Origin of the sequence: Mesorhizobium helmanticense (assembly GCF_003034915.1) — a bacterium.
Lineage (GTDB): Bacteria > Pseudomonadota > Alphaproteobacteria > Rhizobiales > Rhizobiaceae > Mesorhizobium > Mesorhizobium helmanticense.
In genome coordinates this window covers 19,360-39,926 of record NZ_PZJX01000021.1, presented here as the reverse complement: position 1 = coordinate 39,926, position 20,567 = coordinate 19,360, and the positions used below count along the sequence as shown (strand labels likewise).

24 protein-coding genes are annotated in these 20,567 nt (G+C 63.7%); 5 read left to right on the top strand and 19 right to left on the bottom strand.

The features are described from left to right. Positions 1-161: 161 nt before the first annotated feature. Positions 162-740 carry a histidine phosphatase family protein gene (locus C9427_RS09415; protein WP_107648916.1) on the top strand — a complete coding sequence of 193 codons (579 nt, stop codon included), beginning with the start codon at positions 162-164 and terminating at the stop codon, positions 738-740. 8 nt (positions 741-748) lie between these two features. Here the strand turns inward: C9427_RS09415 and C9427_RS09410 are convergent, their stop codons facing one another. The 9 genes from C9427_RS09410 to gcvA form a co-directional block, all read right to left on the bottom strand. After that, positions 749-2,335 (bottom strand): FGGY-family carbohydrate kinase, encoded by a 1,587-nt coding sequence (locus tag C9427_RS09410; RefSeq protein WP_107648875.1) that lies wholly within the window; start codon positions 2,333-2,335, stop codon positions 749-751. Next, entirely contained in the window at positions 2,332-3,015 is a 684-nt protein-coding gene (locus tag C9427_RS09405; RefSeq protein ID WP_107648874.1) for an HAD family hydrolase, read from the bottom strand. Before C9427_RS09405 ends, C9427_RS09410 begins: the two co-directional genes overlap by 4 nt. A gap of 14 nt (positions 3,016-3,029) precedes the next feature. Beyond that, on the bottom strand, positions 3,030-4,508 hold the full coding sequence (locus C9427_RS09400; RefSeq protein ID WP_107648873.1) for a mannitol dehydrogenase family protein: 1,479 nt from the start codon (positions 4,506-4,508) through the stop codon (positions 3,030-3,032). A 71-nt stretch (positions 4,509-4,579) separates the two neighbouring features. Next, on the bottom strand, positions 4,580-5,350 hold the full coding sequence (locus C9427_RS09395) for an L-iditol 2-dehydrogenase (protein ID WP_107648871.1): 771 nt from the start codon (positions 5,348-5,350) through the stop codon (positions 4,580-4,582). Next, positions 5,347-6,351 carry an ABC transporter ATP-binding protein gene (locus C9427_RS09390; RefSeq protein ID WP_107648870.1) on the bottom strand — a complete coding sequence of 335 codons (1,005 nt, stop codon included), beginning with the start codon at positions 6,349-6,351 and terminating at the stop codon, positions 5,347-5,349. The genes C9427_RS09395 and C9427_RS09390 overlap by 4 nt, the downstream gene beginning before the upstream one ends. A 50-nt stretch (positions 6,352-6,401) precedes the next feature. After that, entirely contained in the window at positions 6,402-7,226 is an 825-nt protein-coding gene (locus C9427_RS09385; RefSeq protein WP_107648868.1) for a carbohydrate ABC transporter permease, read from the bottom strand. A gap of 10 nt (positions 7,227-7,236) precedes the next feature. Further along, a complete protein-coding gene (locus C9427_RS09380) occupies positions 7,237-8,109 on the bottom strand; it encodes a carbohydrate ABC transporter permease (RefSeq protein ID WP_107648867.1) in 873 nt (290 codons plus the stop codon). Positions 8,110-8,245: 136 nt separating this feature from the next. Further along, complete coding sequence (locus tag C9427_RS09375) at positions 8,246-9,556, bottom strand: ABC transporter substrate-binding protein (RefSeq protein ID WP_107648866.1); 1,311 nt, start codon at positions 9,554-9,556, stop codon at positions 8,246-8,248. Positions 9,557-9,826: 270 nt separating this feature from the next. After that, complete coding sequence (gene gcvA / locus C9427_RS09370; protein WP_107648865.1) at positions 9,827-10,744, bottom strand: transcriptional regulator GcvA; 918 nt, start codon at positions 10,742-10,744, stop codon at positions 9,827-9,829. A 100-nt stretch (positions 10,745-10,844) separates the two neighbouring features. On the opposite strand from gcvA, the gene C9427_RS09365 reads away from it, so the two are divergent. Further along, complete coding sequence (locus C9427_RS09365; protein ID WP_097571775.1) at positions 10,845-11,030, top strand: hypothetical protein; 186 nt, start codon at positions 10,845-10,847, stop codon at positions 11,028-11,030. 22 nt (positions 11,031-11,052) lie between these two features. Here the strand turns inward: C9427_RS09365 and C9427_RS09360 are convergent, their stop codons facing one another. Beyond that, a complete protein-coding gene (locus tag C9427_RS09360) occupies positions 11,053-12,009 on the bottom strand; it encodes a sugar-binding transcriptional regulator (RefSeq protein ID WP_107648914.1) in 957 nt (318 codons plus the stop codon). A 202-nt stretch (positions 12,010-12,211) separates the two neighbouring features. On the opposite strand from C9427_RS09360, the gene C9427_RS09355 reads away from it, so the two are divergent. Then, complete coding sequence (locus tag C9427_RS09355; RefSeq protein ID WP_107648863.1) at positions 12,212-12,847, top strand: HAD family hydrolase; 636 nt, start codon at positions 12,212-12,214, stop codon at positions 12,845-12,847. Here the strand turns inward: C9427_RS09355 and C9427_RS09350 are convergent, their stop codons facing one another. The 7 genes from C9427_RS09350 to ureC form a co-directional block, all read right to left on the bottom strand. Then, positions 12,848-13,615 carry a class II aldolase and adducin N-terminal domain-containing protein gene (locus tag C9427_RS09350; RefSeq protein WP_107648862.1) on the bottom strand — a complete coding sequence of 256 codons (768 nt, stop codon included), beginning with the start codon at positions 13,613-13,615 and terminating at the stop codon, positions 12,848-12,850. An 85-nt stretch (positions 13,616-13,700) separates the two neighbouring features. Further along, positions 13,701-14,342 carry an urease accessory protein UreG gene (gene ureG / locus C9427_RS09345; RefSeq protein ID WP_097571772.1) on the bottom strand — a complete coding sequence of 214 codons (642 nt, stop codon included), beginning with the start codon at positions 14,340-14,342 and terminating at the stop codon, positions 13,701-13,703. Next, on the bottom strand, positions 14,339-14,779 hold the full coding sequence (locus C9427_RS09340; protein ID WP_107648861.1) for a DUF3995 domain-containing protein: 441 nt from the start codon (positions 14,777-14,779) through the stop codon (positions 14,339-14,341). The genes ureG and C9427_RS09340 overlap by 4 nt, the downstream gene beginning before the upstream one ends. Further along, on the bottom strand, positions 14,776-15,447 hold the full coding sequence (locus C9427_RS09335) for an urease accessory protein UreF (protein WP_167434294.1): 672 nt from the start codon (positions 15,445-15,447) through the stop codon (positions 14,776-14,778). Before C9427_RS09335 ends, C9427_RS09340 begins: the two co-directional genes overlap by 4 nt. After that, positions 15,440-16,015, bottom strand: a complete 576-nt coding sequence (locus C9427_RS09330) for an urease accessory protein UreE (protein ID WP_107648858.1) — start codon at positions 16,013-16,015, stop codon at positions 15,440-15,442. The genes C9427_RS09335 and C9427_RS09330 overlap by 8 nt, the downstream gene beginning before the upstream one ends. A gap of 56 nt (positions 16,016-16,071) precedes the next feature. Then, entirely contained in the window at positions 16,072-16,665 is a 594-nt protein-coding gene (locus C9427_RS09325) for a hypothetical protein (RefSeq protein WP_107648857.1), read from the bottom strand. A gap of 47 nt (positions 16,666-16,712) precedes the next feature. Beyond that, positions 16,713-18,425 carry an urease subunit alpha gene (gene ureC, locus C9427_RS09320; protein WP_107648856.1) on the bottom strand — a complete coding sequence of 571 codons (1,713 nt, stop codon included), beginning with the start codon at positions 18,423-18,425 and terminating at the stop codon, positions 16,713-16,715. Between the two features lie 191 nt (positions 18,426-18,616). Between ureC and C9427_RS09315 the strand changes: the two genes are divergently transcribed. Beyond that, positions 18,617-19,003, top strand: coding sequence for a hypothetical protein (locus C9427_RS09315; RefSeq protein ID WP_107648854.1), 387 nt, complete (start codon positions 18,617-18,619; stop codon positions 19,001-19,003). A gap of 123 nt (positions 19,004-19,126) precedes the next feature. Then, positions 19,127-19,621, top strand: a complete 495-nt coding sequence (locus C9427_RS09310) for a hypothetical protein (RefSeq protein WP_107648852.1) — start codon at positions 19,127-19,129, stop codon at positions 19,619-19,621. Between the two features lie 14 nt (positions 19,622-19,635). Here C9427_RS09310 and C9427_RS09305 read toward each other — a convergent pair whose 3' ends face one another. Both C9427_RS09305 and C9427_RS09300 read right to left on the bottom strand, forming a co-directional pair. Next, positions 19,636-19,941, bottom strand: a complete 306-nt coding sequence (locus C9427_RS09305; RefSeq protein ID WP_107648851.1) for an urease subunit beta — start codon at positions 19,939-19,941, stop codon at positions 19,636-19,638. An 8-nt stretch (positions 19,942-19,949) separates the two neighbouring features. Beyond that, a complete protein-coding gene (locus C9427_RS09300; RefSeq protein ID WP_107648849.1) occupies positions 19,950-20,543 on the bottom strand; it encodes a HupE/UreJ family protein in 594 nt (197 codons plus the stop codon). Positions 20,544-20,567 lie beyond the last annotated feature (24 nt).

Genomic DNA, 20,567 nt, shown 5'->3' with positions numbered 1-20,567 from the left:
GCTTGTCCATGAAATGAGCCGCCATGGCAAGAGGCTGGTATCGGCAAGGGTTAAGCCAGCATGCGGAGCGATTTTCAAACACGCTCTTTGGGGGCGCCGCGGAAGCCGCTATGGTTTGCGTCACCGGCAGTCCTGCCGAACGGCAGTCGAAAGGCATGCGCATGAGCGGGTTTGCGGAAATCACCCTGGTTCGGCACGGCGAGACCGAATGGAGTGCGTCGGGAAAGCACACGGGGCGAACCGACATACCGTTGACGCCTGCCGGCGAGGAGGCCGCCCGGCGGTTAGCCGGGCGCCTGCAAGGCCTGTCGTTCCAGGCCGTGTGGTCGAGCCCGTCACAGCGCGCCTTCAGGACCTGCGCGCTGGCCGGCTTCGGTGCGGCCGGGCTCAAAAAGCCAGACCTGGCGGAGTGGGATTATGGCGCCTACGAAGGGCTGACCACGAAGCAGATCCTTGCCGAGCGGCCGGGCTGGCGGCTTTTTCGCGACGGTTGTCCGGACGGCGAGATGGCGCAGGATGCCGGCGCGAGGGCGGACCGGATCGTCAGCGAATTGCGCGCCGTCAACGGCAATGTCCTGGTATTTTCAAGCGCGCATTTCCTGCGGGTGCTGGCGGCGCGCTGGCTCGGCCTGCCGCCGCAAGACGGCGCTCTCTTCGTACTGGATACCGCCAGCATATGCGTGCTCGGCTACGAGCACGACCTTGGCGAACCGGTCGTCCGGCGCTGGAACCAGAGATAGCGGCGAAACTATCTGATTTCGTCCAGCGCCTGCCTCTGCCGATGCATCTCGAGGAACACGCGGTAGTCGCGGTCGAACCGGCCGCTGGCTGCCGGATTCGACAGCCGCTTCTTGCCGCCCTGCTGCATGGCGACGCAAGCAGCATTCAGATCGGGAAAAAGCCCGGCGGCGGTGGCCGCCACCATGCCGGTGCCGAGCAGCACCGCCTCGTCGGCGAGCGGCTCGACCACGGTGCAGCCGGTGGCGTCGGCATAAAGTTCCATCAGAAGCGGGTTCTTGGTGTGACCGCCGGTAACATGCAGCGTGTCGATCAGATAGCCGTTCTCGTTCAGCGCCTCCAGCACATGGCGCACGCCGAGCGCGATGCCGACGGCGGTGCGCCAATAGAGCTTGCACAGGCTGTCGAAGGAGGAATCGAGCGTCAGCCCGCTGATAACGCCGACCGCATGCGGGTCGGCGAGCGGTGAGCGGTTGCCGTGGAAATCCGGCAGCACATGCAGCCTTGCCGCCAGGTTTTCGCCGTCGGCGGCGCGCAGTTCGGCGACACGCCGGGCGATCCTGGCATGCATGGTGGCGTCCGGCTCGCCGCCGGCGCCGTGCCAGCGGATGATATGGTCGAGCAGTGCGCCAGTGGCCGACTGGCCGCCTTCCGACAGCCAGAGGCCGGGAAGCGCCGCGCCATAATACGGGCCCCAGACGCCGGCGAAAGGCTGCGGGTCGGGCGACATCGCCATGACGCAGGACGATGTGCCGGCGATCAATGCCAGGTGCCGGCCGATATTCTTGTCATCACCGGCGAAACCGCCGAGCACGCCGAGCGCGCCGGCATAGGCGTCGATGACTCCGGCTCCCACCCGGCACTTTTCGGTCAGGCCAAGCTCCGCCGCCGCTTCGGCGGAGAGAGCGCCTATATCGGTCCCTACCGGGCTTGCCTTCTCTGGCAGATTGCCGTGCTGGAAGAGATCCGCTAGCCCCACCGTCTCGAAGAAATCGCGCCGCCAACCGGTTTCCTCATGCGCCAGATAGGTCCATTTCGCGGTCAGCGTGCATTGCGAGCGGGCAAGCGATCCCGTCGCTTTCCAGGTGAGGAAATCGGTAAGATCAAAAAGGTAGCCGGCTTCATTCCATGTGCCGGGCAGGTTACGCTTCAGCCACATCAGCTTCGGCGTCGCCATCTCCGGCGACATGACGCCGCCAATATAGTCGAGCACGGCATGGCCGCTTTTGGTGCATTCGTCGGCCTCGGCAATGGCGCGGTGATCGAGCCAGACGATTGTATCCCAGCGCCTTTCACCGGTGACGGATACGCTGAGCTGGCTGCCGTCCTTGTCGCGCACCACCAGCGAGCAGGTGGCGTCGAAGGAGATGCCGACAATGTCGTTCGCCGTCACGCCCGATTTTTCGCGCGCGGCGCGTACGGCAACACAGACCGCCGACCAGATGTCCTCGGAATTGTGCTCGGCGTGATCGGCCTTGGGCTGGTTCATGGCGATTGGACGCTCGGCGCGACCGAGCAAGGTGCCTTTGGTGTCGAGAATGCCCGCACGGGCGCTCCCGGTGCCGACGTCGACCGCGCAAACGAAACTGTTGGTCAAGATGCTTTTACTCTCGCTCCCAGGCCTGCAATCAGATCGGGCAATTGCAGCATGTCAGCGAATATAAAGTCCGGCTCACTCGACGCAAGCCGCGCTTTCAAGGCCGGGTTGCCGGCATGCGAGCCGCCGGTGAAGGCAAAGACGCGCATGCCCGCCTCCCGCGCCGCCGCGATGCCCGCCGGACTGTCCTCGACGACGAGGCAGTTCCTCGGATGTGCCCGCATGCTGGCTGCAGCGTGAAGGAAGAGGTCGGGCGCGGGTTTGCCACGCGCGACCATGGTGGCGCTGAACAGATGCGGCTCCATGAGCTCGAGCAGCCCGGTTATGTCGAGCGCATAGCGGATGCGATCGAGCGTACCGGATGAGGCGACGCAGTATGGCACGCCGAGCCTGGGCAGTACTTCCGTGATGCCGGGCATCGGCTTCAGCTCCTCGCGAAATTTGCGCATCAGCTCGACGCGCATCGCGGTGAGATGCCCGTCGGTGATGTCGAGCCCGAAGTCGCGGCCGAGGATTTCGCGGACGCTCTTCATGCTCCTGCCGAGGAAATGCTCGTAGGCCGCATCCTCGCCGAGCGTACCGCCGGCGAGCGCGATCATGCCGAGCAGTGCGGCGACCGACAGCGCCTCGCTGTCGACCAGCACGCCGTCACAGTCGAAAATGACCAGTTCGGGCGCCATCGCGGTGGCCGATCTCAGAGCTTGCCGGCGAGATACTGCGTCAGCGTCGCGCGCGCTCCGTTCGCCCAGAGCAGCTCGAGCGCGCGCGCGAAGGCTTCGGCGAAAGGCGCCGAGCGGCCGACGTCACCATAGATGTCCTCCATGGCAAGCCAGGCGGCCGGCGCATCCTTTGCCGCTTTTGCCGTCGTCTGCAGCCGGTCCCAGCTCGGATCGTTGGGCTCGATGATGGCGCCGCTATCCGTCGTGCCGAAGCAATAACGGCACCAGAGCGCTGATTCCAGCGCGAGACCGGTGATACACTTTCCCGCCTTCAGCCGGTCGGCAATGGTCGGAATGATGAATTTCGGTTGGCGGTTGGAGCCGTCGAGACAAAGCCTGCGGATGGTGTCGCCGATCTTCGGGTTGGAGAAGCGGCTCTCGATGAGCTGATAGTAGTCTTCCAGCTTCGTGTCCGGCACCGGCGGCACCGTCGGGATGATCTCATCATGCTCCAGCTTGGCAAGAAAGTCGCGCACCAGCGGCTCCTGCATCGCCTCATGGACGAAATGGATGTCCATCAGCCCGGCCGGATAGGCAATGGTGGCATGGCCGCCATTGAGGATGCGGATCTTCATCAGCTCATAGGGAGCGACATCCCTGACGAACTGCACGCCGACCTTTTCCAGCGGTGGCCTGCCGTCGGTGAAATGATCCTCCAGCACCCATTGGCGGAACGGCTCGCAGAACACCGGCCAGTTGTCCTCAAGGCCGAACTCGCTGGCCAATATGCCGCGCTCGCGATCGGTGGTGGCCGGGGTGATGCGGTCGACCATGCCATTCGGGAAGGCGACGTTCTGGCTGATCCAGTCGGCGAGATCCTCGTCGATCAGACGGGCGAGGCCGATGACGCCATCGGATGTGACGTGGCCATTGTGAGGGATGTTGTCGCAGGACATGACCGTGAACGGCACGATGCCGTCATCGCGACGGCGCACCAGGCCGGCAAGGATGATGCCGAAGACAGTCTTCGGTACAGCACCCGGCTGAGCGTCGGCGACGATGTCGGGATGGGCGGGATTGAACAGGCCCGACGCGGGGTCGATGAAATAGCCGCCCTCGGTGATGGTCAGCGAGACGATCCTGATTGCCGGATCGGCAAGCTGCTCGATGATCGCCTTGGCATCGCCCGGCATCAGGAAGTCGATCATGACGCCGGTGACGCGAGCGCTCATATGGCCGCTATCCTGCTCGACGACAGTGGTCAGCCAGTCCTGCTCTTCAAGCTTGCCACGGCCGACCTTCTCGCCTTCGAATACGCCGGCGCCGACGATTGCCCAGTCATGGCCAGCACCCGAATTGAACAGGTCGTCGAGATAGACCGCCTGATGCGAGCGATGGAAATTGCCGACGCCGAAATGCACGATACCGGCCTTCAGCGCGGCGCGATCGTATTTCGGGCCAGCAACCTTGGCAGGAAGATTGGCGAGGCTTGACGAAGAAAGTTTCACGGTCATCGGCTTTTTACCCTTTGGCGGGACAGCTCTTCTCCCCGTGGAGGGACGGGGAGAAGAGTGCCATCACCCCCTCAACTCATCCACTGGCCGCCGTCGACATTGTAGGTCTGGGCGACGATGTAGTCGGCCTCGTCGCTGGCCAGGAACACGGCCATGCCTGTCAAGTCTTCCGGCTTGCCCATGCGGCCATAAGGCACGCCTTCGCCGACCAGCCGCCGCTTTTCGCCCTTCGGTCGGTTCTCGTATTTGGCGAACAGCGCATCGACCTCGTCCCACATATCGCTGTCGACGACACCGGGCGCGATGCCGTTGACGTTGATGCGGTGCTTGATCAGGGCAAGCCCGGCCGACTGGGTGAGCGAAATGACGGCGGCCTTGGTGGCGCAATAGACGGCGACCAGAGGTTCGCCACGCCGGCCGGCCTGGCTCGCCATGTTGATGATCTTGCCGCCCTTGCCCCTGGCGATCATCGCGCGGCTCGCGGCCTGCAGCATGAACAGCGTGCCGCCGACATTGACGGAAAACAGCTTTTCGTAGCTCGCCTTGGTGATCTCGCCGATCGGCGCCAGGTCGAAAAGCGCGGCGTTGTTGATCAGTATGTCCAATCCGCCGGTCCTGGCCTCGACGGCCTTGACCGCCGCCTCGATCGAGGACAGGTCGGCGACGTCGAGCCTGAGCGCATAGGCATTTTTGCCGATCTCGGACGCGGTCTTTTCCGCCGCTTCGAGATTGATGTCGGCAATCGCCACCGTGGCGCCTTCGCGAACATAGGCTTCGGCGAAGGCCTTGCCGATGCCGCGCGCCGATCCGGTGATCAGCGCCGATTTACCCTTCAGTCTCACTGCGCCAGCGCCTTTCCGTCAGCACCGAAGCGGTGCAGCTTCGCCTTGTCGGGTGTCAGATAGATCGTGTCGCCGTGATGGACGGCCAGTTCGCCGTCGGCACGCACCGTCAGCGGCCCGACGCCGTCGGCCTGCACGTGCAGGAAGGTGTCGGAGCCGAGATGCTCGGCGACACCGACCGTGGCTTTCCAGTCGCCCGAATTGGCCGAGATGTTCATGTGCTCGGGCCGGATGCCGACGGTCTTGGCGCCATATTTGGCCGCCGGCGCACCTTCGATCAGGTTCATCTTGGGCGAGCCGATGAAACCGGCGACGAACAGATTGCGCGGCGTCTTGTAAAGCTCCATCGGCGAGCCGACCTGCTCGATGTTGCCGGCGTTGAGCACGACGATCTTGTCGGCCATGGTCATCGCCTCGACCTGGTCGTGGGTGACGTAGATCATCGTCGTCTTGAGCTGATGGTGCAGTTCGCTGATCTCGAGGCGCATGGTGCCGCGCAGCGCCGCGTCGAGGTTGGACAGCGGCTCGTCGAACAGGAAGGCCGAAGGCTGACGCACGATGGCGCGGCCGATGGCGACGCGCTGGCGCTGGCCACCGGAAAGCTGGCCGGGACGACGCTCGAGATAGTTGGTGAGGTTCAGCACACGCGCGGCGTCCTTCACCTTCCTGTCGATGGTCGCCTGGTCCTCGCCGGCCATCTTCAGCGGGAAGGCAATGTTCTTGGCCACCGTCATATGCGGGTAGAGCGCATAGGACTGGAACACCATGGCGAGCTTGCGCTTGGCCGGCGCTTCGCCGGTCACGTCACGGCCGTCGATGTTGATGGTGCCGCCGCTGGTGTCCTCCAGCCCGGCGATCAGGCGCAGCAGCGTGGACTTGCCGCAGCCCGACGGTCCGACGAAGACGACGAACTCGCCATTCTCGATCACCAGATCGATGCCCGGGATGATGACCGTCGACCCGAAGGACTTGGAGACGTTCTTGAGCGTGATGTTTCCCATGGTTTCCTCCCCGAGGGGTTATTTTTCGCCAGATGCTTCGAGCAACGTCCCTACTTCACGGCACCAAATGTCAGGCCGCGCACCAGCTGCTTCTGGCTGAACCAGCCCATGATCAGGATCGGCGCGATCGCCAGTGTCGAGGCTGCCGACAGTTTCGCCCAGAACAGGCCTTGCGGACTGGAGAAGGAGCTGATGAAGGCGGTGAGCGGTGCGGCTTCGGTGGTGGTCAGCCGGATGGTCCAGAACGCCTCGTTCCAGGCCAGGATGATGTTGAGGAGCATAGTCGAGGCGATGCCCGGCACCGCCATCGGCGTCAGCACATAGACGATCTCGTTCCACAGCGAGGCGCCGTCCATGCGCGCTGCCTCCAGGATCTCGCCCGGGATTTCGCGGAAGTAGGTGTAGAGCATCCACACCACGATCGGCAGGTTGATCAGCATCAGCATGATCATCAGGCCGATGCGGCTGTCCAGCAATCCGGTGTCGCGGAAGATCAGATAGATGGGAAACAGCACGGCGACCGCCGGCATCATCTTGGTGGACAGCATCCACATCAATATGTCCTTGGTGCGCTTGGTCGGCGAGAAGGCCATCGACCACGCCGCCGGTATGGCGACAAGCAGGGCCAGGATTGTCGAGCCGACCGACAACAGCACCGAGTTGAGGAAGAACTTGAAATAGCCGCTCTGCGCCTGGACCTCGGAATAGCTTTCCGTGGTCCCCGACGGGAACAGGTTGAAGCCCTGGATCGCCTCCTGTTCCGACTTGAACGAGGTGATGACCGTATAGAGGATCGGGAAGAAGATCAGCAGGGCGACGATCCAGGCGGCCGCGGTCGCGATCGTCTTGTGCTGGGTGGTGACTGCACGTGCCATCTTATCCTCCCTATTTGTCCAGGTTCTTGCCGACGGCGCGCATGGCGAAGAAGGCAACGATGTTGGCGAGAATGACGGCGATCACGCCACCGGCGGATGCCTGGCCGATTTTGAACTCGAGCAGCGCCTTCTGGTAGACGAGGAAGGGCAGGTTGGTGGAAGCGTAGCCCGGGCCGCCATTGGTGGTGACGAGGATTTCGGCATAGACCGACAGCAGGAAGATCGTCTGGATCAGGATGACGACGGTGATGGCGCGCGACATGTGCGGCAGCGTCAGATAGATGAAGCGGCTGACGAAGCTGGCGCCGTCCATCTCAGCGGCTTCCTTCTGCTCGCCATCAAGTGATTGAAGGGAGGTCAGCAGGATCAGCGTCGCAAAGGGCAGCCACTGCCAGGCGACAATGATGATGATGGCGGTCAGCGGATATTGCCCGAACCAGTCGATCGGCTGCCCGCCGAAGAAGCGCGCAATGTCGGCAAAGACGCCGTATTGCGGATGCATGATCATGTTCTTCCACACAAGGGCCGCAACCGGCGGCATGACGAAGAAAGGCGAGATGACGAGGATGCGGACGATCCCCTGCCCCCACATCGGCTGGTCGATCAGCAGCGCGAGCGCGATGCCGCCGATCACCGTGATCAACAGAACGCTGCCCACGAGGACAAGCGTGTTGATGATCGACTGCAGGAAGGCCGGGTTGGAATAGAACAGCGCGTAGTTGGAAAAGCCGATGAAGCCATCGCGGATCGGGTTCAGCGGATTGTATTGCTGGAAGGAGAACCAAATGGTGATGACCAGCGGCACAATCATCCAGACGAACAGCAGCACCACGGATGGCGCCATCATGAAGCGGGCAAGCGAACGGGTCTGCTGAGTAGCCATGACGGTCACCCTTCAAAGGTCAGCCACAATTTTCAGGTGGTGAAGGTGGCCGCCCGAACTGGGACTCGGGCGGCCGCCCTGCTGGTCACGGTGGAGCCGGTCGCGATGCGCTACCGGCTCGGCACCGGGAGGAGCCTTACTGGATATAACCGCCCTCGGTCATCGTCGCGGTGGCGGCGTCCTGGGCCTGCTTCAAGGCATCGTCGACGCTCGACTGACCGGCGAGTGCCGCCGAGAAGAGCTGGCCGACGGTGGTGCCAAGTCCCTGGAACTCAGGGATGGCGACGAACTGGACGCCGACATAAGGCACCGGCTTGACAGTCGGGTGCGTCGGATCGGCGGCGTTGATGGAGTCCAGCGTCATCTTGGCGAAGGGCGCTGCCTTCTGGTACTCGGGATTGGCGTAGAGCGAGGAGCGCGTTCCGGGCGGAGCATTGGCCCAGCCTTCCTTCGAAGCGACGAGTTCGGCATAGTGCTTGCTCGTTGCCCAGGCGACGAACTTCTCCGCCGCTTCGGCCTTCTGTGTGCCGGCGGGAATGGCCAATGACCAGGCCCACAGCCAGTTGCCGCGCTTGCCGAGCCCGTTGTCGGGCGCCAGCGCATAGCCGACCTTGTCGGCGACCGTCGAGTTCTTCGGGTCGGAGACGAAGGAGGCGGCGACCGTGGCGTCGATCCACATGCCGCATTTGCCTTGCTGGAACAGCGCCAGGTTCTCGTTGAAGCCGTTGGACGAGGCGCCCTCGGGGCCGTCGGCCTTCATCAGGTCGACATAGAACTGCAGCGTGTTCTTCCATTCCGGCTGGTCGAACTGCGGCTTCCAGTTCTCGTCGAACCAGCGAGCGCCGAAGGAGTTCGACATGGCGGTCAGGAACGCCATGTTCTCGCCCCAGCCGGCCTTGCCGCGCAGGCAGACGCCGTTCACGCCATTGGCGCGGTCGGTCATCTTGTCGGCGGCCTGCTTGATGAAGTCCCAGGTGGGCGCGTCGGGCATGGTCAGCCCGGCCTTCTCCATCAGGTCCTTGCGGTACATGACGAAGGAGCTTTCGCCGTAGAAGGGCGCGGCATAAAGCTTGCCGTCGACCGAAAGGCCGCCGGCGATGGCCGGGATGATGTCCTTGGCGTCATAGTCGTCGCCGAGCTTGTCGAGCGCCAACAGCCAGCTCTGCTTGGCCCAGATCGGCACTTCGTAGGTGCCGATGGTCATCACGTCATACTGACCGCCCTTGGTGGCGATGTCGGTGGTGACGCGCTCGCGCAGGACGTTTTCCTCGAGCGTGACCCAGTTGAGCTGGATGTCGGGATTCGCCTTGGTGAAGTCGTCGGTCAGCTTCTGCATGCGGACCATGTCGCCATTGTTGACGGTGGCGATGGTGATGGATTCGGCATGCGCGGCGAATGCAAGGGCGCTGGCCGACAACAGGCCCAGGGTGAGCGTGCGAAGTTTCATTAAATTCCTCCCATAAACCAAGTTGAGCATTTGCCTTGGCTTTGGGCAATTACTCACTCTCCATTAATTATGTCAAGCCGGATTCGTTGCTGCAGCGCAGCACAAAGAGGCGACGGCAGCTCGCGCCTGACGTTTTGGGGGATATCGGAAAATGGTTGGAATGAGCCGTACGCGCCGCGAAACGTCGGACTTCGGCGATCGTCTGGCCTGGAGCACGATGCCGAAAAGTGTGAAGCGGTTTTCGGACGACATCATCTCTATCTGTTTGATTTAGCCTGCCTGTTGCCGGGCGATCTCGGCCAGGATCCAGTCGCGGAAGGCCCGGATCTTCGGCACGTTGCGCCGCGCCTGGGGATAGACCAGCCAATAGGCGTGGCCATCGTCGCCGACCAGGTCGAAAGGCTGGATCAGGCGGCCATCGGCGAGCTCGGCCTTGAACAGCGCTCTGGTCACGATCGCCACGCCCTGGCCGGCGATGGCGGCGTTCGCCTCATAGGCCTGCGCGCCCATGCTGGTGCCGGGGCGCTTTGCCAGCTCCTCGACCGGCAGGCCGGCGGCGACAAACCAGTCCCGCCACCAGATGTCGCCGGGATCGAGGATCGGCAGGCGCAGCAGGTCGGCCGGCTCCTTGACACCGCCGATGCTGGCCGCCAGCGCCGGGCTCAGAACCGGCGTGAAATCCGCATTGAAAAGCTTGTGCACCTCGACGCCCGGCCAGGTGCCGCCGCCGGAGCGGATGGCGATATCGATGTCCTCGCGGGCGAAATCGACAAGGCGATTCGAGGTGTCGAGGCGCACTGCCAGCGACGGATGCGCGACCTGGAAAGAGCCGAGATGCCGGGCCAGCCAGTTGGAGGCAAAGGTCAGCAGCGTCGAAACGCACAGCACGCCGTCGGCGCCGCTGCGCGCGGCGGCATAGGCGCCGCTCAACAGAGCGAAGGCCTCGCTGACCGACGGCGCCAGCCGTTGCCCCGCCTCGGTCAAGACGATCTGCTTGGGGCGGCGCAGGAACAAAGGCGCGCCGACACGCTCTTCCAAAAGCTTGATCTGGTAGCTTGCCGCCGCCTGCGTCATGCCGAGCTCCTCGGCTGCCTTGGTGAAGGACAGATGCCGCGCCACCGCCTCGAACACCCGGATCGCGGCGAGCGGCGGGAGCTGTGAGATCTGCCGTGAATTGAGCTCGGGCATAAGGACTCCTTATGGGCCGTAATCGACGTTTGATTGGCGGCAAGGCGCCGCCAAGCCGATATTCGTGGTCGACGATCCCTCATAGCGAAGGCTGACGATCATGACCACGGTCCAGGAAAAACTGCTTCTCACTCCAGGCCACGGCTGGTTTTCGCGGTTGGTGCGCGGATTTGCACGGCACGTAGCGCGGAAACGGACCTATCTCGACATCAGGGAACTGCCGCCGCATCTGCAACGCGACATGGGTTTTCTCGACGGCAACGATCCATACGGCCCGCGCCAGTAGCCTTGCTAGGGCTTATCGGAAATCAGCCCGCCGCCAGCAGGGCAGCGGCGGTTTTCTCATCCGTGATGAGGCCGTTGACCAGCCGCCGGTTCACCGCCGCAAGGATGCCCGGCAGTTTGCGCTCGCCCATGGCGAGCGCGATCACCAGCGACTTTTCGCGCGACGGCAATGCCGCCGACGACACCCGTTCATTGGTGATGCCCTCGATCATCCGGCCTTCGCGGTCGAACACCCAGCCGACGATTTCGGCGACACCGCCTGCCTTTTGCAGCGCCTTCAGCTCGCTCTCGGAAATGAAGCCGTCCTCGTAAAGCGGCGCCCTGGGGCCGAGATCGCCGATGCCGACGAAGGTGACGTCGGCCTCCGCCGCAAGCGCCAATGTCGGCTGGATCATCGGCTGGTTGAGCAGCATCTCGCGTTCCTCCGGCGAGGAGGCGATGACCGGCAGCGGCATCGGGAAGGAGCGCGCCTTGACCCGGTCGGCCATGGTGAAGATGACGTTGTAGAAGGCGGCCGAACCGTCGGGCGAGATGTTGCCGGTCAGCGACACCACCTTGTGCTGCGGGCATTCCATCGGCGGCAGCTGCTCGATCGCCGCCTTCAGCGTGCGGCCGGTGCCGATGGCCATGACGATCGGCTCCGGTGACCTCAGCCGCCGCTCGATCTCGGCGGCCGCCGCCTCGGCGATGCCGATGGTGGTCGAGGACGAAGCGGGATCGCTCGGCACCACCTCGACCAGGTCGAGAGCGAAGCGCAATTTCAACCGTGCGGCGAGATCGAGGCAATTGGCGATCGGATGATCGACCCGCACCTTGATCAAGCCTTCCGACACCGCCAGCGACACCAGCCGTTGCGCGGTCTGCCTGGAAATGCCGAGCGTGGCGGCGATCTGGTCCTGCGTGTTGCCGGCAACATAGTAGAGCCAGCCGGCGCGCGCCGCGTCGTCCAGCCTGCTGCTGCCTTCCTGCCGCGAATTCAACTTCAGCCCTCCCGCCTCCACCCATCACAGGACAGATGCCATAGTCTTGCAGGGAATTGCCCCGTGCGCAATTGTCTATCGCCAGAGCAATTGCTTGCATCGTTCAACGAGGCAATCGCCCCGTCGACATCGAGGATAGACGGGCTCAACGGTTTATCTCCCGATGCAAACCCGTTATGGGGATCGAAAGAGGGATTCTCGCATGACACCAAAAGCGGTTTTCTGGGACATGGACGGAACGCTGGTCGATAGCGAGCCGCTGCACGAGGCGGCCTTGGTGGCGGCGCTGCACAGTGTCGGCATCCCGCCCCCAAACAACCTGCATCAGCGGGTGCTCGGTGTCGCGGCATGGCCGGTCTATGAGATGCTGCGCGAGGAGTTCGGTCTCGACCTGCCGTTCGACGACTGGATCGTGCGCAAATACGATCACTACCTGCCGATGGCCGAGACGCTGGTGCCGCGTCCCGGCGCGATCGAGATCTTCAACGAACTGCACGCGCTTGGCGTGGAACAGGCGGTGGTGTCCAATTCCGACCGGCTGATCGTCGACGCCAATCTGCGGGCGGTCGGCCTTTCCTATCCCGGCATGAAAACCATCAGCCGCAACGATGTGCGCGAGGGCAAGCCGCACCCCGAGCCGTTCCTGCGCGCCGCCTGGCTGGCCGGCGTCGATCCCACGCAAGCGGTTGCGGTTGACGACAGCCGGACAGGCGCCATGGCCGGGCTGGCGGCAGGGATGAAGACGATGTTCTGGCCGGAGGCGCCGATGGAAGGACCGCCCGGCGCCATCGTCATCAACAGCGCCGAGGAATTGCGAGCTCAACTGGGGCTTAAATAGTCAGTTCCGGTAGACCGGCTCCTGCTCGTCGAGAATCGCTTTCAGCTCCGAAAGGTGCCTTTCGGCCTGGCCTGGATAGTCTTCCTGCTCGCGCGCCGCTTTTTCGGCGATCTCGTCGGAAAGCACGCGCAGTGGCCGGCCGGTCCACAGCGCCTTGATGTAGGTCTCGGCGGCGCGCTCGAAATAGAACATGCGGTTGAAAGTGTCGGCGACGCTGTCGCCGATGACCAGCACGCCGTGATTGCCCATGACCATCACCTTGACCTTGGGATCGACGAGCAGCTGCGAGCAGCGCTCGCCTTCCTCCTCGAAGGCCAGTCCGCCATAATGGCCGTCGACGACATGGCGATTGAAGAAGATCGCCGAGTTCTGGTCGATTGGCGGCAAGGTCGAGTCGGCGAGCGAGGCGAGCACGGTGGCGTGGATCGAGTGCACATGCATGACGCAGCGCGCATGGCGTACATTGCGATGGATGGCGCCATGCAGGCCCCACGCCGTCGGGTCGGGCGCATTGGGGCCGGACTGCGTGTCGGGATCGTTGGCGTCGATCAAAAGCAGGTCGCTCGCCTTGATGCGCGAGAAATGCACCTGGTTGGGATTCATCAGGAATTGCGAGCCGTGTTCGTTGACGGCCAGCGAGAAGTGATTGGCCACCGCCTCATGCATGTTGAGCCGCGCAGTCCAGCGGAAGGCGCAAGCAAGATCGACGCGCTCCTCGTAGAAGGGCAGGTTGGTCAACGGTTCCTTCTGCAGGCGGGCGATGCTCATTGAAAACCTCCGTCAAAGAATGAAGGATGCCGCGCGCCGGACAGTCGTGCAACCGGTTTCGTTTGGTGCAGGCGAGCGTCGGTGCTTACGCGGCGGTGCTTGTGGCGGCGCCGACCCGCAGCCCGCCCTGTTCGACGATGAAATCGATCACCTCCTGCAAGCCCTTGCCGCGCGACAGGTCGGTAAAGCCGAATGGCCGCTTGCCGCGCATGCGGGCGGCATCGGCCTCCATGACATCGAGATTGACGTTCACATAGGGCGCGAGATCGCTCTTGTTGATGACCAGGAAATCGGAGCGCGTGATCGCCGGACCGCCCTTGCGCGGGATCTCCTCGCCCTGGCAGACCGAGATGACATAGAGCGTCAGGTCGGCGAGATCGGGCGAGAAGGTGGCGGCGAGATTGTCGCCGCCGGATTCGATGAAAACGATGTCGAGATCCGGGAACTTCCGGTTCATCTCGGCGATCGCCTGTAGATTGATCGAGGCATCTTCGCGGATGGCGGTGTGCGGGCAGCCGCCGGTCTCGACGCCGACGATGCGGTCCTCCGGTAGCGCCTGCAGCCTGGCCAGCATCATGGCGTCTTCCCTGGTGTAGATGTCGTTGGTGACGACGGCGATGGAAAACTCGTCGCGCAACGCCTTGCAGAGCTTCTCGGTGAGCGTCGTCTTGCCGGAGCCGACGGGGCCGCCGATGCCGATGCGAAGAGGACCATTGGTCTGTGTCATGCGGAAAACCCCGTGATGGCAAGAACGGCGAAGCCTGCCCCGATCAACAGGCAGAGCGGCGAATAATAGCTGACATCGAGGCGCGCGAAAGGCTGTTCGGACGCCAGCCGCCGCCACCAGGGCGTGAAGCCGGCAATGCCGCGGCCGAGGAAAACCAGCGCAATGAGCAGTGAGGCGGCGGCAAGCCCGGCCTTGGGAAAGGGTGTGGCAAAGACGCCTTCGAGCGCCATCGGCCATAGCGTCGCCAGGCCGAGGCAAGCGGCGACGGCAAAACAGGCGAAGGGCGCCGGCATCTCGTCGACGCCGCGAAAGCCGACCACCGCGTGGGCGCAGGAGGCAGCGTCCCTGCCTGGCCAGATGCCGCCGATGCCCCAATAGACATGCAGCGTGGTGATCAAAAGCAGGACGAGGGAAAGAATGAAGGCAAGCACGATCATGAGCGGAACAGCCGGGAATACTGGGTTTCGTGCTTCATCGCCATGATATCGGAGACGAAGGCGCAGCCGCCGAGATCGTCAAGCGTCGAATTGGAGGCGCGGGATGCCGTTTCCAACGCCAGCGGCTCGAAGCCGGCGAGCAGCGCCACGGCTTCCGTCTGGCCGACGACGCCGAGCCTGATCGCGGCTTGGACGAGATTGGAGAAGAAGGCCTGCAGGAAGGCCGACAGCGCGTCAGGCAAGGCGATGCCGTTGCCGCCGGCCACCGCGCCGACAGCGACGCAATAGGGGCATTCGGCCGGCAGACGTTCCAGCACGTGGCACGGCCAGGCCGAGGCCGCCTTTAGGAAAGCCGCGCCTTGCAGCATTGTCTCGGTGTGGCGCTCACGCGAGCCGGCCAGGGCCTCGGCAACTGCGGCGATCCCGTCGAGATCGCCGCCCTCGCGGGCGCGCCGCCAGCTTTCGGCGAACAGCACCGCGTCGTTCCAGCCCGAGCCCATCTCGACCAGCGTCTCCAGCCACGCAGCAAGGCTTTCGCCGTCGGCCACCAACCCGTCATGCACCGTGCGTTCGAGGCCATGGCTGTAGGAAAAGCCGCCAACCGGAAAAGCCGGCGACAGCCACGCCATCAGCCGCAACAGGGCGATGCCCGAAGGCTGGTCAGTCATGGTGATGGTCATGCGAATGGCTGTGCGAATGAGAATGCGACTCGCCATGGGCATGCGAATGCGCTTCGGCATGGCTGTGCGCCTCGGCATGGGCATGACCATGGCCGGAATAGGCGCCGCGCACCGGCACGAACGGTTCCAGGACATCGGTGACCGTGGCGCCCAGCCCTTCCAGCATCGCCTTGATGACATGGTCGCGCAGGATGAGGATGCGGTTCGTCCCGATGTTTGCTGCAAGGTGACGGTTGCCGATATGCCAGGCGAGCTCGGTGAGATGGACAGCGCTCAAGGCGCGGATGTCGTAGAGTGGTTCCTCGGCGGCGATGATCTCGACATGGCGGCCATCCTCGAGCACCAGCCGATCGCGGTCGCCCAAGGCAACCGGCTCGGGCAGGTCGACCAGCACCTTGTCGCCGCCTGACGTTTGGATGGCGCGGCGGCGCAGATGCCGCTCGTCATGGGCAAGCACGACACGATCATAGGATGCGGTCGTTCCGGCCTCGCTGGCGGTCAGCACGGAGATGGCGCGCGGGAATTTGGTGAAGTCGGTGCGGATGTCGAGCTTCATGTAAATCTGCCTTTCCGTGGGAACCTAGACCATCCTGACCGTCGGCCCAACGGGGCTCAAGCGATCGTGTCGAAGAGCCGCAGGATGAACGATACCTGGTAGATCAGCGTGCCGGCGACAAAGGCGATGTGAAAGCGGCGGTCGCGCAGCAGGATCGCGGCAATGCAGAGCACGACGAAAACCGGCGTTCGGATCAGGTATTCAATGCCGAAATGAGCGAAATGCTCAGGCCCTTTCAGCAGCGTGTCGATGACGTCGAGAAGATAGGTCGTCGCCAGCAGACCGAAGAACCAGGCGCGGCGCGAATAGAAGAAATCCTCGTAGCTGGTGTAGTCGAGCATGGAGTCCGGGAACAGCAGCGCGCACAGCATGAACAGGATGACGGCGTAGAAGATGATGAACAGGTATTTGCCGAAGGTCCAGGTCTCGAGGGTGTAGAGGCCGAACTCCCACCACCAGAAATGCACCAGCAACAACAGCATGGATGCGACCCAGGCCAGATGCACGGAGTAGATCCGGTACTGGCCGGGATGCTGGACGATGCGGGCCAGCCCCGACAGAAGGCGGGTAACGCCGAGACCGATCACCATGCCCATGACAATGCGGATATGCGGGAAAATGTCGTGGGCAGAAACGAGCTGCTGTTCCATGGATTTATCACGGCCTGTTCTGCATCAGGCGTTCTAGCGCCATCGCGCTAGAACAGAAAGTACCTTTGCGCCATCGGCAGCACCGTGGCCGGCTCGCAGGTGAGCAGCTCGCCGTCGGCCCGGACCTCGTAGGTTTCGGGGTCGACCTCGACATGCGGTGTGGCGTCGTTGAGCACCATCGAGTGTTTGCCGATGCCGCCACGGGTGTTTTCGACCGCGACCATGGTCTTGTCGACGCCGAGCCGGACTTGCAATCCTGAATCTAAAGCAGCCTTGGAGACGAAGGTCACCGACGAGTTGGTCAGCGCCTTGCCATAGGCGCCGAACATCGGCCGGTAATGCATCGGCTGCGGCGTCGGGATCGAAGCATTGGGATCGCCCATCGGAGCGGCGGCGATCGAGCCGCCGACCAGCACCATTTCCGGCTTGACGCCGAAGAACGCCGGGTTCCACAGCACCAGGTCGGCGCGTTTTCCCACCGCCACCGAGCCGATCTCCTTCGACAGGCCGTGCGCGATGGCCGGATTGATCGTGTATTTGGCGATGTAGCGGCGGACGCGGAAATTGTCGTTGTCGCCGGTCTCCTGCGGCAGCGAACCACGCTGGCGCTTCATCTTGTCGGCGGTCTGCCAGCAGCGGATCGCCACCTCGCCGACGCGACCCATGGCCTGGCTGTCCGACGAGATGATCGAGAAGGCGCCGATGTCGTGCAGGATGTCTTCCGCCGCGATGGTTTCCTTGCGGATGCGGCTTTCGGCAAAGGCGATGTCCTCGGGGATCGACGGCGACAGATGATGGCAGACCATCAGCATGTCGAGATGCTCGGCCAGCGTGTTGACGGTGTAGGGCCGCGTCGGATTGGTCGAGGACGGAATGACGTTGGGCAGGCCGCAAACCTTGATGATGTCAGGCGCATGGCCGCCGCCGGCGCCCTCGGTGTGGAAGGCATGGATGGTGCGGCCCTTCACCGCCGCGACGGTGTTTTCGACAAAACCCGATTCGTTCAGCGTGTCGGTGTGGATCATCACCTGCACGTCATAATCGTCGGCGACCGACAGGCAGCAGTCGATGGCCGCCGGCGTCGTGCCCCAATCCTCGTGCAGCTTCAACGAGCAGGCGCCGGCCAGCACCATCTCCTCGAGGGCCGCCGGCAGCGAGGCGTTGCCCTTGCCCGACAGGCCGATGTTCATCGGGAAGGCGTCGAAGGACTGGATCATGCGCGCCATGTGCCACGGCCCCGGCGTGCAGGTGGTGGCCAGCGTGCCATGCGCCGGGCCGGTGCCGCCGCCGAGCATGGTGGTGATGCCCGACATCAGCGCTTCCTCGATCTGCTGCGGGCAGATGAAATGGATATGCGCGTCGAAGCCGCCGGCGGTCAGGATCTTGCCCTCGCCGGCGATGATCTCCGTGCCGGGGCCGATGATGATGGTGACGCCCGACTGCGTATCCGGATTGCCGGCCTTGCCTATCGCGGCGATGCGGCCATCCCTGAGGCCGATATCGGCCTTGACGATGCCGGCCACGGCATCGACGACCAGGGCGTTGGTGATGACGGTGTCGACCGCGCCTTGCGCACGCGACACCTGGCTCTGGCCCATGCCGTCGCGAATCACCTTGCCGCCGCCGAATTTCACCTCCTCTCCATGCAGGGTGAAATCCTTTTCGACCTCGATGAACAATTCGGTGTCGGCAAGCCGAACTCTATCACCGACCGTCGGGCCATACATCTGGGCATAGGCAGCGCGGGTGATTCTAGCCATCAGCAATTGCTCCCGAAATACGGCCCGAAGATGCGGCCGGAAGATGTGGTTTGTCGAAGCCCGGCCCACATTGTCGCCATCCTATGGTCACGCAATGACCCGCTCGGCGACACCTTGCGATCCCATTTACCCTTTGAGGTGGCCGGGTCATCCCAAACCGACCGTTTGCCAATCGATGGAAAGGAAGATCCATGCGCAAAACGATACTTCTCGCGGCAGTCGCCACTCTTGCCCTGGCGAGCGCCGCCAGCGCCCAGCAACAGCCTGCCCAGCCCGCGCCGGCTCAACCGCCAGCAGCACCCGCCCCGGCGGCGCCTGGAGCTCAGCCGGCCGCGCCGACGATCCAGAGCGTCAACATCGTCGACATCAAGGAACTGCCCGCGGCCACGCAGACGCAGGTCAACCAGGTGATCGCCCAGCGCGGCGACGAAGGTCTGCAGAAACTGCGCAGCTCGATCGACGCGACACCGAAGGTCAAGTCCGCGCTTGAAGCCAAGGGGCTGACCTCGGCGCAGGTGATCGCCGCCAGCATGAGCAACGATGGCGCGCTGACCCTGATCACCAAGAAAGCGAGTTGACGACAGGCCGTGGCGGGCCGGCACAAGGTCGGCCTGCCGCGTCGAGCAGGGAACCTTCATAGGGGAGGATGCGTTTCGACTTTTTGGCGTGAAAACGAGTCTCGAAAGGGCTGAGGGCAAGCCATGGCGATAACCACCTTCCCCGACGCCAAATGGCTTCATGCGACTGCCGCGGCGGCGTTTCTGGCGGCGAGCGTCCCTCACACAGCGCTCAATGCGCAAAGTCTCGAGAGCCCCGATACCGTCGACCGGATCGTCGGCTCCGAGGTCAGGCAGGAAGAGACCAACACGGCCGTGGAGGCCCGCAAGGTCGCTACCGCGATCGATCGGACGCGCGAAAACATCGGCACGGTTCGCAAGACATCCAAGCTCGACAAGGTCGATATCGTTTTCCTGACCGACGCCGCACGCACGGAAGGCGGCCCGCCGCCGGCGATCGAGAGCAAGGTCGAGCAACATCAGGACGACATCGCGGAATTGCGCAAGGAGATCGAGGCGAATGCGCTGCTGTTCAACGCCATCGATTCGCGCCGCGTGACGACCGAAGACGTTCTCGCCGTCGAATTCGACGATCCGGGAAGGATCGTCATCTACGCCGCGGCCAAGCCATCCAACTAGGCCGTCCCTCGATCTCACAGGGCGCCCATGATTTTCTGCTGAAATCCGTAGACCTCGCGCTTGCCGCCGAATGGCACCAGCGTGACGTCGCGCTCCTGCCCCGGTTCGAAACGCATGGCCGTGCCGGCGGCGATGTCGAGACGCATGCCCCGCGCCCTGTCGCGATCGAATTTCAGCCCCTCATTGGTTTCGAAGAAATGGTAGTGGCTGCCGACCTGGATCGGCCGGTCGCCGCTGTTGGCCACTTTCAAGGTGACGGTCGGCTGCCCCTTGTTCAGCTCGATGTCGCCGCCTGCTGTTATGATTTCGCCCGGGATCATCGCCAGCCTCACAGAACGCCGAAGACCAGGCCGACGCCGGCTGCGGCACAGGCACCGCCGGCGACACGGGCAAGGCTGCGAAACCGCGCGCCAAGACCGAGCCCGGCAGCGATGCCGACGGCATGGAGCGCTGCCGTGGCGACGGCAAAGCCGGCCATATATTCAAGCCCGCCGGCATTTTCGGGCACCTCGGTGCCATGGGCATGGCCGTGGAACAGCGCGAACATGCCGATGATGGCGACGCCGGCAGAGACAGGGAGATCGACAGCCAGCGCGACCAGCAGCCCGAGCGCTACGACCGAGGCCAATATGCCCGGCTCGACGAGGGGCACCGGCACATGCGCCATGCCAAGCGCGCCGCCGGCCAGCATGACGCCGACGAAGGCCAGTGGCCAGGCAAGAACCGCCTTGCCGCCCTTGAGCGCAGCCCACAGGCCAACGGCGATCATCACCGTCATGTGGTCGAGGCCGGAAAGCGGGTGGCTGAAGCCAGATGTGAAGGACGATGTCGTACCGATGCCGACATGGGCATAGGCGGGCATCGCCGCAGCCAGAAGCAGGATCGCCGAGAGGGTGGTGCGTTTCATCGTTGCGGGGATCATCTGTATGCCTTCCGTTATAGGGAT